This is a genomic window from Roseibium album, assembly GCF_001404515.1.
Taxonomy (GTDB): Bacteria; Pseudomonadota; Alphaproteobacteria; order Rhizobiales; family Stappiaceae; genus Roseibium; species Roseibium album.
On sequence record NZ_CXWE01000003.1, the window covers coordinates 140,738 to 154,526 of the forward strand.

Below are 13,789 nucleotides of genomic sequence, written 5' to 3' on the forward strand. Positions count from 1 at the left end.
GTCAGCATATAGCACTTGATTATCTTTACGCATAATGTTAGTGCACGAACAATTTGTTTTCTAATTAATAACGAGGAGACCACTAATGTTCAAACCGGCTTTCATGGCACTTTGCATCGCCCTGACCCCAGGCACCTCGTTTGCCGAAGATCCGCTCGCAAACGCGGAAAGTGCATTTGCCGCATTCCAGGACGTGTTTGGCGTGACAAAAGGCAAGCGCCGCAATCACACCAAGGGCTATTGCATTGAAGGCGAATTCCAGCCGTTGGACGCGGCAATACGCGACTTTTCCGTCAGCCCGCTTTTCACCGGAACATCAACGGTCATCGGAAGGGTTTCCCACAAGGGCGGGAACAATGAGGCATCCGACGACAAGTTCGGTCACTACGGCCTGGCTATGGAGATCACGACACCTGACGACGACGTGCATATCATCAACATGAACACCGAACATTTTTTCCCCGTCGCAACGCCCGAGGACTTCACCGAGTTGATGCGTGCGAAGGCAACCGGCAAAGAGGCAGTTGCGCGGTTCTCAGCAAAAAGCCCGGAATTGCGGGCCCACAAAAGCTATCACGCAGCACTCGACAAATCGCTCCGTCCATATGAAGGCGCAACCTACAACAGCATCAACAGCTTTTACCTGGTTGACCAGACTGGAAAGAAGACAGCCATCCGTTTCTCTTTCATGCCGGTGGGAGAGCACGAGATTGCGCTTGACCCGACCAAGGACTTTTTCCTTCAGAACATGTTGGCAAACCTGCAGGCCGGAGAAGTGGCCTGGAACATGGTGATCACGATCGCAAATCCGGGTGATCCGGTGAACAATCCGGCGGTTCCGTGGAAAGGCGATCACAAACGGATCAACGCTGGCAAGTTCGTCGTGACGTCCGCGATGACCGAAACGGATGGCCGGTGCGATGCGATCAACTACGACCCCACGGTTTTGAGCCAGGGCTTCGAGCCATCGGAAGACAGGATGCTTGAAGCCCGTTCTCTGATTTATGCGATCGGTGTCGGCAAGCGGCTTTCGGAGAAGGAATGACCTTCCGTTTTCCTCAACCAGCCACACCCGAAACATATTGAAATTTCCTCTTTCCCGCCAGGAAACAAAAAATGACACAGGCCACAAAGCTGATAGATGCACTCAACGGTACATTTGGATGCCACAAGAGTTTTCGCGCTTCGCACGCCAAGGGATTTACGGTCAGCGGCCGCTTTATCCCGGCACAGACAAATGCGGGTGTTCAAATCCCCCTTCTTCAGTCCGAACAGCCGGTCGCGGCCAGGTTTTCGGTTGGCGGCGGCAAGCCGGGTATCAGTGACAAAAGTCCAACCGTGCGCGGTATCGGACTGATGATAGGCGGCGCGTCGGAGGTCTGGTCTCTGGCGCTGATTTCTGCTCCGGTCTTTTTCGCCAATAGCGCACAGCAGTTCGTCGACTTCCTCGCCGCCCGCGCACCTGACCCTGAGATCGGAGGTCCGAATCCGGAGAAGGTGAAGGCCTTCAACACTGCCAATCCGAATACCGTGCCACATCAGGAGTATCTCAAGTCCACCTCACCCTGCCGCTGTTATTCCACCGAGCGGTACCACTCGGGACACGCTTACGGTTTTTCAATCGACAATGCGTCGGTTGCTGCCCGGCTGGTCCTTGAACCGACGGCTGGTCGCACCGGATTGACGCCGGAGGAACTGGCCGTCTTTCCCGACGATTTTCTCCGGGATGCGATGACCCTCAAATTGGCCGATGGCCCGGTCTGCTGGGTGCTGAAGCTGATCGTTGCAAATGCGGCAGACGAGGTCCGGGACCCGACAGTTCCCTGGGATGGAGAACACCGGGAAATTGTCCTTGGAACAATAGAGATCGAAGACCTGGACGACGGCAAGGAAAGTCAGTTGCGGGTGTTTGATCCGGCGCATCTGGCAAAAGGTGTCGATGCTCCAGGTGACAAGGTTTTTGCTTTGCGCAGTGCTGCCTACGCGGAATCGAAATCGCGTCGCACTGAATGACCATCCGTATGGTGTCTGGCTCAGTTCCGTGAAGATCTCTGTTGTCGGTACGATGCTTCCGGCACCGGGCGCTGCGATGAAGGTTTGTTTCTTGTTACCGTGCCCGGATATTCCTGGCACGGCGCATCTCGGTCAGCTCGATCAATTGCAGAAATAGACTTTACTTCGAACAAGAAATTTACCTATAAATTCGATCTATATTACTTTTTTATTTCACGAAATTTGAGTTTTATTATTTTTAATTGAAAAAAACTTCCTGCAATCCAATACTTCAAAAGCAATAACATGAGAATTGCAGAAAACTCATGGCCATAATGTTAAAACCGGTGGTTTTTATGAACGAATGCCCCACGAACAACCGGCATTTTCCGTCCGCAAACAGGAAGTAATGCATCATGACGAAGCCGTCCTTTGATCCAGCCTTCCTATCAGTGGACGAAACAATGCCTGACCCTTCCACCAGCACAGAAAGCCATGCGGAAAACCTCGACCAGGCCTCGTTGCCTTTTTTCTCGCTCGACGAGATTGCGGATCAACTGACCGATGGCTACTGGCTGAACGAGGGTGGACTGAGGCGAGCGTTTGACACAAGCAGCAGCAATCAGGTGTCGGTGAACATCGATGGTCTCAGCGAAGAAGGGCAGTCCCTGGCGCAACGTGCGCTCACGGAATGGTCGAATGTCGCCGATCTGGAATTCGTCTACGTTTCCGGTGCTGCTCAGATAACCTTCAATGATGAAAACACGAATGCATCCGCGACATCCCAAACCAGCGGAGGCATGATTCTCTCATCTGAGGTCAACATTCCCCTGTCCTATCTGGAAACCCACGGCACGGGGGTTCCCGGATTTGCCTATTTCATGTATCTGCGCGAAATCGGGCAGGCTCTTGGTTTGGGTCATGCCGGGAATTACGAAGACACTGCCACGTATGGCGTTGACAATCACTATGCCAACGATTCCTGGCAATCATCCGTCATGTCCGCGTTCAGCCAGACCGACAACACCTCGATAGATGCCAGTTTCGCCTATCCGGTCACACCGATGATTGCCGACATTCTGGCGGTTCAGAACCTTTACGGAGAACCGGACTACATCTATCCGGACTACAGGATATTCGGCGCCAATGTCTACGGTGATTACAACGAGCGAGGCTTTTACGAAATCAGTCCGGATGCCACTGCGACCATCTTCGATTCCGGTGGTGAAGATCTCATTCGATTTCTCGGATATAGCGGTGACCAGCGCATAGATCTCAACCAGGAAGCGACGTCGGACTTCGCCGGCGGAAAGGGCAATCTCGTCATCGCACGCGGTGCCGTCATCGAACGCGCCTACGGTGGAAACGGGAATGACGAGATTATCGGCAATTCCTCCGATAACTTGCTGGTTGGCTACGACGGTAACGACACGCTGATCGGTGGCGAGGGAGATGACTTTCTCAGCGGATGGAACGGCGTCGACCTGATGTTCGGCGGCCCGGGAGACGACACCATCATGGCGACGAACGAGGACGTCTTTTTCAAGGATGGTGCGCCGATCGACCTGGGTGGTCCGGGGTATGATCGTTTGATCATTTCACTTGAATCATACTTCGAGACCGACAGCCTTTCGCAATTCGGCATCGAACATTTCTGGGGTGGTGGCGGTGACGACAGGGCGATCGGCGACGATGGAACCGTCGACTACATTCTGGAAGGTCGCTATGGCAATGACATTCTGACCGGGAACGCCGGGAACGACACTCTTCTAGGTGGTGACGGCCACGACGTCCTGACCGGGGGCGCCGGCAATGATTTCTTGCGTGGCGGCATCTGGGGCTATGATCAACTCTTTGCCCAGGAGGGCGACGATACCGTCTACTACGCGAGCGGCAAGGTGTTCTGGGACGACCACAAACCCCGGGACATCGGCGGCTCCGGCTTCGACACCCTGATGATCGAAAACGGTTCGAAATTCAACACCGTAGGTCTTTCATGGTACGGCTTCGAAGCCTTTGAAGGTGCTGAAAAGACGGACCGGGTTTACGGAAACGATGCAAGCGTCAACTATCGCATGGATGGCGGTGGCGGCGACGATGACCTGCGGGGGAGTGGAGGTAACGACACTTTGCTTGGGGGAGAAGGAACCGACATCCTGTTTGGCAAGGACGGCGATGACCTGCTTGATCCCGGCCCTTCCACGTCAGGACAACAGGAACTTTTTGGTGGTGACGGAAGCGACACCTACCGGATTTCAACGGATAGCGGCCGAACTTATATCGAGGAACTGTTCGAACAGGGCTCTGACAGCCTGGTTTTCGAGAGCCTGATGCCGTCGGACATCGAAGCCACGATCGTCGATGGCGACATGCTGCTTCTCTCCTGGCACGACGGCACGGGTCAGGTCACGGTAAACGACCTTGGGCAAAACATTGAACGGTATGAATTTGCCGACGGATCCGCATACTCGGCCGACGAGTTCGAATTTTCCTGAGTTGTGACGCGTGCAACACCGGCACCGATCCGACGCATGACCGGACAAATTCGCTCTGCAAAACCTGTTGCAGATGAAGAATCTGAATTCCGGGGTCAGCCACCGAAATCGCTGATCAGATCCGGCATGAATGGTAGATCCGTAACGCCAATATCTATACCGGCCTGCACGAACAGGGTTGAAAGCTGACCACGGTGGTGGGTCTGATGATTGAACATGTGCGTGACAAGCAGCCATCGGGGACGACTGCGCGAAACACCATCCGTGCTTCTGGTCCAGGTCATCGTTTGTGCAAGCCAACTTACTGAAAGCTGGTCGGCAAAGGTGATGATATCGCTGCACATGTCCTGTTGGGCCTGGCGCAATTCCAGATAGTCGTCAAAGATGTCAACACCCATACCGTTGACCTTGTAGGACTTTTCGAAAAACCGGTTCATCCAGACCCGGTCTGCGAACAGGATATGATTGAGTGTTGAGTGAACCGACCTGAAAAAGGCGCCCCGATCCTGCTTGCGATCTTCATCGCTCATTTGGTCTGCCGCAACATGGATCTTGTTCGTCATCCAGTTGTTGTAGGCAGCCATGCGTTGGTAAAGGCCTGGATCGATCTGCATTGTGCTGCTCCGTTTGCGAACCTCAGTCCGCATCCTCGGTCGATCCGGAACCGGCTGTTTCGAACCGCTGTGTTTCCGGGTCCATAAGCCGGAGTTCTCCGGAGCCGATATCGAACCAGGCACCGTGAAACAGAAGACCGTCCTCCCGGACAGCTCTTTCCACAAAGGGAAAGGTCATAAGGTTCTTCAGTGACTGGCGAACACCGGCATATTCCATGGCGAGCTGAGGGTCATCCGCCTTGTCGATCGGCATGCAGGCCATGGCGATTGCAGCCGGTTCCAAGAGCTTGATCCAGCGCCCGATGAACTCGCCGGTAGCCATGGGCGAATTCGCATTTTCGCGGAAAGCTTTCACACCACCGCACTGACCGTGGCCCATGACAACGATATGCTTGACCTTGAGGCTGTCCACGGCGAACTCGATCGCGGCGCTCGTGCCGTGCTGACCCTGCGCTTGCTCATGTGGCGGCACCAGATTGGCAACATTTCGCACGACAAACAATTCGCCCGGCCCGGCATGAAAGATCCCTTCAGGTGTCACCCGGCTGTCGCAGCAAGAAATCACCAGAATGTCCGGCTTTTGACCGTAGACAGCCAGACGCTCGTGGGTTTCCTTGTAACGGACAAAGCCCTTGCTGAGGTACCGTTCATAGCCGTCCATGAGAGATGCGGGAAAAGTCAACGATTAGCCTCCTTGAAAGCACTGGGTGCGCGCATCATCGGTGGGGAGGTTCTTATCACTTGCCAAAGGGAATGCAAATCAGCCAACGCGATTACGCTGTTGGGAGAACAGGATCTCCGTCACATCACGGGAACACCGTGACGGACCGGTTCACGGGTGACCATTTCATGTCAGATCGTCGGATCGTGCTTGCGCCGGTCACGTGCACCGGCGCAAACCTCTGGCCTGTCAGCTGGCAGACTTGAGTTTTTGCACGACCTCTTCCGTGGTCCAGACAGCGTTGGCCATATAGCGGAAGTTGATGATCGCGGACAGGTATCCATCACCTTCTGGCAATTTCGCTGCTGCCGTTGCATCGCGTATCACGGCCACTTCGAAGCCCTGTTCCAGCAATTCGCGAAGGTGGCTTTCGGTACACAAGTTTGCCGACATCCCGGCGAGTATGACCTGGTCCACACCGTTCTTGCGCAGCTGAAGCGTAAGGTCGTTGGTGTCGTTGCCATAAACCTTGTGCGGTGATGTCACGATGGTCTTGCCATCGTTGATGTATGGCTTGTATTGCGGCATCCAGTCGGCGCCGGACCCCTCGAAACCTTCAGTCGTCAGGGCTCCCTTGCGGTCGAACATGCCGATCTTGTGCATCAGTTTCTCAAGCGCACCTTCGAATTTCCATCCGTGATCCGTCGGGTAGTAGTAGTGAGGCGAAACAGCCACCGTCAGACCCGCTTCCTTTGCGGACTTGAACAGCGTTTCGATGTTATCGACCGTGTTGTGTTCTTCCACGCTCGCACCGATCACGCCCCACGTCACACCATCGGGATGAAGAAAATCAATCTGCGGGTCTGTAACGACGAGAGCAGCGCGCTTGAGATCAAGCTTCATGTCCGAGGGTGGCAAGGCCGGTTCCGCCGGATCGGCATAAGGGTTGGCCGTTTCTGCCGATGCGTTTCCTGCAACGGTGGCAGCGACACCCGCCGCTCCGGCCACCACGGCACCGCGTAGCGCGGCACGGCGCGAAACTCCCGACTTCCGCATTTCGTTCTCATGTTCGTGATCGTGATCGTGACAATTGCACATCGACAAATCCTCCAGGTTTGATGTCAATGACCTCAACTTGAAAGACATGATGTATCTTTGCGTCCGAGAAAGAGACAAAAAGGACAAATTTTGTATCTTTTCATCCGAAAGGCGTGCAGTGTCACAACATGAATTTCGAACACGTATTCGATCAGCTTGAGCTCACGACAGACCCTTTCGCTGTTTGCGAATTGCGTGGCGAATGCGATCTGGGTCTGGGACAGGATGCAAATGCCACGCTGCATTACATTCTCGCCGGGGAAGGCGCGATCCTGATCCGGGGCGAACCGGCCATCGAGGTCAGCCCCGGAAGTCTTGTGCTCATTCCCGCTCTCCAGAGCCATGCGCTGCGCAGCTTCGGCAGGCCCGGCGAACCGGTCCCCAAATGTGATCCGGCAGAGCTCAAACTGCGACACGTGCTGGAAGTTTCTCGAGATGGCGGCGACGACAATCAGGTTATCGCGCTTTGCGCGCGTGTACGCGTGGGTTTGCGCGGTGCAGAAGACGTCATCGATCTCATACGCAGCCCGATCGTCGAGCGGATCGACCCTGACAACCCGTTGCGCCCCGTGCTGAACATGATCCTGCAGGAATTGAGCCGGCCGACAACCGGAAGCCGCGCGATGATCCGGTCCCTGCTGACGCAGTGCATGATCGAGTTGCTGCGCCGCCGCGTTGTGCACGACGACGAAGGCCTGCGCTGGATGGCCGCCCTTCGGGATCCATCGGTCTGGGAAGCGCTGCGGGCACTGCTGGACGCTCCGGGAGACGCGCACACAGTGGAAAGCCTGGCTGCGCGCGTCGGCATGAGCCGATCGACCTTCGCTCAACGATTCGCCGCTGCCTATGGAAGCGGCCCCATCGAGCTCTTGCGCGATTTGCGGTTGCACCGTGCCGCAAGGTTGTTGCGCGACAGTGATTTGCCCGTCAAGACGATTGCGCACTCGGTCGGATTCAGCAGTCGCACTGCCTTCAGCCGGTTGTTTGAACAGCGCACAGGCCAAAGTCCGATTCAGTACCGGCAACAGCAAATTTCACAAAGGTAAATCCTTTAGAAGCGTTCCGCACGCAGGACCGAGCAGTCCGATACTGTAACAACACCGATGTGGCGCTCGACCACGGCAAAGGCCGCCTCCAGCATTTCGTCGAGCCGCTCGGGACGGATGATGCATATGATCGCGATCATGCCTCCGGCTCTGGAGACCTGGCCTTCGCGGCTCCAGCGCCCCGACCGGCCACTGCCGCCCATCACCGGCAGGATCGTGTAACCGGTCACTCCGGCTTCATCCAATGCGTCGGTCAACCGCGTTTCCATGGGCGCCTCAATGATGATTTCCACCCGTTTTGCATCATTCATCATCATGAACTCATCCTCCGGCAGCCTGGGCAATGTTGAGATAAAGCGGAATTCCGATCGTCAGGTTGAACGGAAAGGTAATGCCGAGAGACATTGTAAGGTAAATCGATGGATTGGCCTCGGGCAGTGCAACTCTCATGGCGGCCGGAACCGCAATGTAGGACGCGGAGGCACTCAACGTCATCAGCAGCATCGTTCCGCCAACGGAAAGGCCGATCACGTTTCCGGCCAGGAGACCGGCAACCGCGCCGATCAACGGCATCAGGATACCGAACGAGATCAATCCAGGCCGCAGGAGTCCGGCGCTGCTGCGCAGTCCGCGTCCGGCGACAAGACCCATATCGAGCAAAAACAGGCAAAGAACACCCTTGAACGGGGAAACGATGAAACTTTCGATTTCCGATAGCCCTTTCGGACCGGACAGGAACCCGATGAAGAACGAACCGACAAGAAGCACGATGGAACCGTTCAGCAGGATCTCCCTCAAAAGTCCCTTGGTCCCCTTGGCCCGTTCTGCATTGGTATCGGCAGACGAGAACCTGGCCGCCAGCCAAAGAGCCGACAGGATGGCCGGAGCCTCCATGGCCGCTGCAACTGCAACGAGATAGCCTTCGCTGGCAATGCCCTGGCTCTGCAGAACCGACGTCGCCGCGACAAAGGTCACGATCGATATCGAACCGTAATGCCCGGCAACGGCAGCCGCATCGACCGCACTGAGGCGTGACATGGTGCGCAACAGTCCGAATGCGGCAAATGGAATGACGAACGAAAGGACAACGCCGGCAAGAAGTGCGAGCAGGAGCGTGGAATCAATGCCATGCGCACTCACGCTTACTCCGCCCTTGAAACCGATGGCGAAGAGCAGATAGATGGAAATCGCTTTCGCCGCCGCTTCCGGAACAGACAGGTCCGACTTGACCAGCGCGGCCCCCAGTCCAAGCGCAAAGAAGAGGATGATCGGCGACAGCAGGTTTTCTGCCGCCAATGAAAAGATCGTTTCAACCAAACCCGTTGCGCCCTTAGCCCGACCGCATCCCGACGAATGACTTCATCGAACAGAATACGTAAGAATACTTATATTGGCGGATATGGGTATTTCCTGAAACGCGTCAAGGACCGTCAGCAGGACAACCGCTGAAAAACGCCTCATACCTTGAGAGATAGAGACTCAGGTCGCCACATTCACCTCGTGGGGCTCGTCGCCTTCGCCATGATCTTCGTAGGCATGCCTGATGTTGCCGGGTGGAATTCCGTCGACCGCGCCACGGAGCGGATGAACCGGTCCGTGATCAATTCCCGGTTCCAGCGCCTGCAATGCAGCTGCGCGATAGGCTGCAACGCCATCCAGAGCGTGATTTTCAACGTGGTGGGCATCAATGAGCACCGCCGGTTCATTTTCGGAATAACCGGTTTCGCTGTCGTGTCGCTGCGCGCGGTTACGCTTGTCTCTGCGATCATAACCGGTTCCATCACCGTCCTTGTCCGCAGGATACTCTGTCGCGTGCGCAACGACCTGGGCCGTTTGAGGCCTTTCGATCGTCGCCATCTGGGCCTCCTGGCCGTCAGAGAATGCCGCCTTCTGGCGGAACCCGCTGATAGTCTCAACAAAGCGTTAACAAAGCTTTACGCAAAGTTAACCTGTTGACACACCAAGAACAATAGTGCCTCGCGACGTTATGCACTCGAAAATTCTAGGCAGCGCGCTCCGCTGAACTTCCAACGATCTTGACAACGTCAGCCATGATATCTGTCAACTGGAAGTCCTTCGGAGTATAGACGGCGGCAACCCCCATCGCCTTCAACAGGGAGGCGTCTTCATCCGGAATGATTCCACCGACAACAACGGGAATATCATCCGCGCCTGCGTTCCTGAGCCGCTCCATGACATCGCGGACGAGGGCAAGATGCGACCCCGAAAGGATCGACAATCCGATGACGTGAACGTCTTCCTCGACTGCCGCATTCACGATCTGCGCCGGTGTCAGCCGGATGCCCTCGTAGACAACCTCCATTCCACAATCACGTGCGCGCACCGCAATTTGTTCCGCCCCGTTGGAATGACCGTCAAGCCCCGGTTTGCCGACCAGGAACTTGAGGCGGCGGCCCAGTTTTTCCGAAACCAGTTCGACGTCGCTTTGAACCGATGCCAGATCGCCGGCATCGTCACGTACAGCCTGCCCGACACCGGTCGGCGCCCTGTATTCGCCGAAAACATCGCGCAGGACACGGCCCCATTCACCCGTGGTAACACCGGCCTTTGCCGCCGCAATGGATGGCTCCATGATATTCCGACCTTCCTGAGCGGCCGACTTGAGTTCGGCAAGCGTGGCCGAAACGGCAGCGTCATCGCGAGCGTCGCGCCAGGCCTTCACCTTTTCAACCGCTTCTTCCTCCACGTGCTCCGGCACGGTCAGGATGGCACCATCTTCACCCGCCGCCAGCGGAGAGGATTCGCTCTCGATCCAACGGTTGACGCCGACAACGACCTGGTCGCCTGCCTCGATCGCGGCCAGACGCGCTGAATTTGCTTCAACGAGCTGCCGTTTCATATAGCTGGAATCAACGGCAGCAACCGCACCTCCCATGGTATCGATCCGGGCAAGTTCCTCACGTGCCTCGGCCTTCAGCGCGTCGACTTTCCGGGTGACCTCCTGAGAACCATCAAAAATGTCGGCATATTCGAGCAGGTCCGTTTCATAGGCCATGATCTGCTGCATCCGGAGCGACCATTGCTGATCAAACGGTCGAGGTAATCCGAGCGCTTCGTTCCAGGCCGGCAGTTGCACCGCCCGTGCCCGCGCATTCTTGGACAGCACCACGGCGAGCATTTCGACCAGGATCCGGTAGACGTTGTTTTCCGGCTGCTGCTCGGTCAGTCCAAGGGAATTCACCTGGACACCGTAACGGAAACGCCGATAACGCTCGTCCTCGACGCCATAACGTTCCCGGCAGATCTCGTCCCACAGTTCCGTAAATGCGCGCATCTTGCACATTTCGGTAATGAACCGCATGCCGGCATTGACAAAAAACGAGATCCGGCCGACGGCCTTTGGAAAATCCTCTTCCGGAATTGCCTTGCTGGCTTTCATGGAATCCAGAATGGCAATCGCGGTTGCCAGGGCAAAGGAGAGTTCCTGGACCGGAGTCGCGCCCGCTTCCTGCAAATGATAGGAACAGACATTCATCGGATTCCACTTGGGCATGTTGGAATAGGTCCAGGCAATCACGTCCGTGGTCAGTTTCAGAGACGGCGCCGGCGGAAAAACATAGGTTCCGCGCGAAAGATATTCCTTGATGATGTCGTTCTGGGTCGTGCCCGAAAGAAGCGCGCGGTCGACCCCCTGCTCGTCGGCAGCCGCGATGTAGAGCGACAACAACCAGGGAGCCGTGGCATTGATCGTCATCGACGTGTTCATGCGCTCCAGCGGAATTTCGTGAAAGAGTGCACGCATGTCTCCAAGATGCGCGACCGGGACGCCGACCTTGCCGACTTCTCCTTGAGCCAGAAGGTCGTCCGGATCATATCCGGTCTGTGTCGGCAAGTCGAACGCAACCGATAGTCCGGTCTGGCCCTTGGCAAGGTTCCCGCGATACAGCTTGTTCGATTCCGCTGCAGTCGAATGTCCCGCATAGGTTCGGAAAATCCAGGGGCGATCCCTGTCCCCGATATTCTTTCCCGCCTGGCTCATGCCACAACTCCTTCTAAGGCCTTCTTCTGCCTGTCTTATTCTGTATTCGCAGCGCCTGGGCCGCCCAGATCTCCCGGTCTGGCAGCAACATGCATGAGATTACGCGCATGCGAAATTTCACTGTGCAATGCAAAATATGCTTGGCATTAAAATGCAAGTTAAGCAATAGTCGTATAGATCAACACCCTATTTTGAACAATAGTTGCGCAAAATGGGGTTCTGAGCCATTCGAGCCTTGTGCAGATGCGAAATCGGAAATGACAAGAAGCCCTGGGAGGGGATGAATGACATCAGCAGCAGCAGCAGCCGAAGCCAATGACAACCGAACTCTTGAGGATGCTCCGGTGAAAGATCTTTACGAAATCGGTGAAATTCCACCACTCGGCCATGTCCCGAAAAACATGTATGCGTGGGCAATCCGGCGTGAGCGCCACGGAGCACCGGAAGATGCCATGCAGCTTGAGGTCGTGCCGACCTGGGAGCTCGACAGCCACGAGGTGCTGGTCCTCGTGATGGCGGCAGGCGTCAACTACAACGGTATCTGGGCAGGTCTGGGTGAACCGATCAGCCCGTTCGATGGCCACGGCGCCCCCTATCACATCGCCGGATCGGATGCCTCCGGGATCGTCTGGGCTGTCGGCGACAAGGTCAAGCGCTGGAAAGTCGGTGACGAGGTCGTCATTCACTGCAATCAGGACGACGGTGATGACGAGGAATGCAACGGCGGCGATCCGATGTTCTCCAACAGCCAGCGGATCTGGGGCTACGAAACACCGGACGGTTCCTTCGCGCAATTCACCCGCGCCCAGGCACAGCAGTTGATGCCCCGGCCGAAACACCTGACCTGGGAAGAAAGCGCCTGTTACACGCTGACATTGGCGACCGCCTACAGAATGCTGTTCGGACACCATCCGCATGAGCTGAAACCCGGGCAGAATGTCCTGGTCTGGGGCGCGTCAGGAGGGCTAGGTTCCTATGCCATCCAGCTGATAACGGCAGCTGGCGCAAACGCCATCGGCGTCATCTCCGACGAAGACAAGCGGCAGTTCGTCATGGATCTCGGCGCCAAGGGTGTGATCAATCGCAGGGACTTCAACTGCTGGGGACAATTGCCGACCGTGGGCTCGCCCGAATACGGAGAGTGGTTCAAGGAAGCACGCAATTTCGGCAAGGCAATCTGGCAGTTCACCGGCAAGGGAAACAATGTCGATATCGTCTTTGAGCACCCCGGGGAAGCGACCTTTCCAATTTCGACATTTGTCTGCAAGAAGGGCGGCATGGTTGTGATCTGTGCCGGAACCTCCGGCTTCAACTGTACATTCGACGTCCGTTACATGTGGATGCACCAGAAACGCCTTCAGGGTTCGCACTTCGCTCACTTGAAACAGGCGGCCTCCGCCAACAAGCTGATGGTCGAACGGCGCATTGATCCTTACATGTCCGAGGTTTTTCCGTGGGACCAGATACCCAGGGCCCATACGAAAATGTGGAAGAACCAGCATGCACCCGGAAACATGTCGGTTCTGGTATCTGCTCCAACGACCGGGCTGAGAACATTCGAAGACGTTCTGGAAGCCGGAAAGCGCTGACAAAAAGCTCCCTGAAAGGCTTGAACCCCAAGCCTGATGCAGCCTGGCCGGTCCGTGTCTCACGGGCCGGTCTTTTTCGTTTTCGGCCCATGGTCCAGGGTCATGCCGAACGGCACACCGGGAATCGGGCCCGGTTTCCGATAGAAGCGAAATTGCCGCTTCAACAAGTTTCATTCCCTGACCTGCCGCAGCACGAAGTCGCGACAGCCTCGCAAGCAATGCATCTGCCAACGCATTGGTACCGGGCAACCAAAGGCATTGCCCACAATTCCTTTTGGGCCTGCCGCAATTCTG

Annotated in this window: 12 protein-coding genes; 5 read left to right on the forward strand and 7 right to left on the reverse strand. The window is 56.2% G+C overall.

All coding sequences use genetic code 11. The features are described from left to right. The first annotated feature begins 85 nt into the window (after positions 1–85). The 3 genes from LA5095_RS10095 to LA5095_RS10105 all read left to right on the forward strand — a co-directional run bounded on the left by LA5095_RS10095 (position 86) and on the right by LA5095_RS10105 (position 4,487). Complete coding sequence (locus LA5095_RS10095; protein WP_208992637.1) at positions 86–1,045, forward strand: catalase; 960 nt, start codon at positions 86–88, stop codon at positions 1,043–1,045. 71 nt (positions 1,046–1,116) lie between these two features. After that, positions 1,117–2,013, forward strand: coding sequence for a catalase (locus LA5095_RS10100; RefSeq protein ID WP_055114590.1), 897 nt, complete (start codon positions 1,117–1,119; stop codon positions 2,011–2,013). A gap of 443 nt (positions 2,014–2,456) precedes the next feature. Further along, positions 2,457–4,487 carry a M10 family metallopeptidase gene (locus LA5095_RS10105; protein ID WP_158510362.1) on the forward strand — a complete coding sequence of 677 codons (2,031 nt, stop codon included), beginning with the start codon at positions 2,457–2,459 and terminating at the stop codon, positions 4,485–4,487. Between the two features lie 95 nt (positions 4,488–4,582). Here the strand turns inward: LA5095_RS10105 and LA5095_RS10110 are convergent, their stop codons facing one another. From LA5095_RS10110 to LA5095_RS10120, 3 genes are all read right to left on the reverse strand, one after another. Then, the gene (locus LA5095_RS10110; RefSeq protein WP_055115538.1) at positions 4,583–5,101 is read right to left on the reverse strand and encodes a DinB family protein; all 519 of its coding nucleotides are present in this window, start codon (positions 5,099–5,101) and stop codon (positions 4,583–4,585) included. A gap of 22 nt (positions 5,102–5,123) precedes the next feature. Then, positions 5,124–5,783 (reverse strand): carbonic anhydrase, encoded by a 660-nt coding sequence (locus LA5095_RS10115; RefSeq protein WP_408008832.1) that lies wholly within the window; start codon positions 5,781–5,783, stop codon positions 5,124–5,126. A 228-nt stretch (positions 5,784–6,011) separates the two neighbouring features. Continuing rightward, positions 6,012–6,818, reverse strand: a complete 807-nt coding sequence (locus LA5095_RS10120) for a cysteine hydrolase family protein (RefSeq protein WP_208992638.1) — start codon at positions 6,816–6,818, stop codon at positions 6,012–6,014. A gap of 170 nt (positions 6,819–6,988) precedes the next feature. On the opposite strand from LA5095_RS10120, the gene LA5095_RS10125 reads away from it, so the two are divergent. Next, a complete protein-coding gene (locus tag LA5095_RS10125; protein WP_055114595.1) occupies positions 6,989–7,906 on the forward strand; it encodes an AraC family transcriptional regulator in 918 nt (305 codons plus the stop codon). Positions 7,907–7,911: 5 nt separating this feature from the next. On the opposite strand, the gene LA5095_RS10130 is transcribed toward LA5095_RS10125, so the two are convergent. From LA5095_RS10130 to LA5095_RS10145, 4 genes are all read right to left on the reverse strand, one after another. Then, on the reverse strand, positions 7,912–8,223 hold the full coding sequence (locus LA5095_RS10130; RefSeq protein WP_055115542.1) for a P-II family nitrogen regulator: 312 nt from the start codon (positions 8,221–8,223) through the stop codon (positions 7,912–7,914). A gap of 4 nt (positions 8,224–8,227) precedes the next feature. Next, positions 8,228–9,223 (reverse strand): sodium-dependent bicarbonate transport family permease, encoded by a 996-nt coding sequence (locus LA5095_RS10135; RefSeq protein ID WP_055114597.1) that lies wholly within the window; start codon positions 9,221–9,223, stop codon positions 8,228–8,230. A 162-nt stretch (positions 9,224–9,385) separates the two neighbouring features. Further along, a complete protein-coding gene (locus LA5095_RS10140; RefSeq protein ID WP_055114599.1) occupies positions 9,386–9,763 on the reverse strand; it encodes a hypothetical protein in 378 nt (125 codons plus the stop codon). 145 nt (positions 9,764–9,908) lie between these two features. Further along, positions 9,909–11,906 (reverse strand): protein meaA, encoded by a 1,998-nt coding sequence (locus LA5095_RS10145; protein WP_055114600.1) that lies wholly within the window; start codon positions 11,904–11,906, stop codon positions 9,909–9,911. Between the two features lie 284 nt (positions 11,907–12,190). Here LA5095_RS10145 and ccrA point away from each other — a divergent pair, with 284 nt between their 5' ends. After that, positions 12,191–13,495 (forward strand): crotonyl-CoA carboxylase/reductase, encoded by a 1,305-nt coding sequence (gene ccrA, locus LA5095_RS10150; RefSeq protein ID WP_055114602.1) that lies wholly within the window; start codon positions 12,191–12,193, stop codon positions 13,493–13,495. Positions 13,496–13,789: the final 294 nt, after the last annotated feature.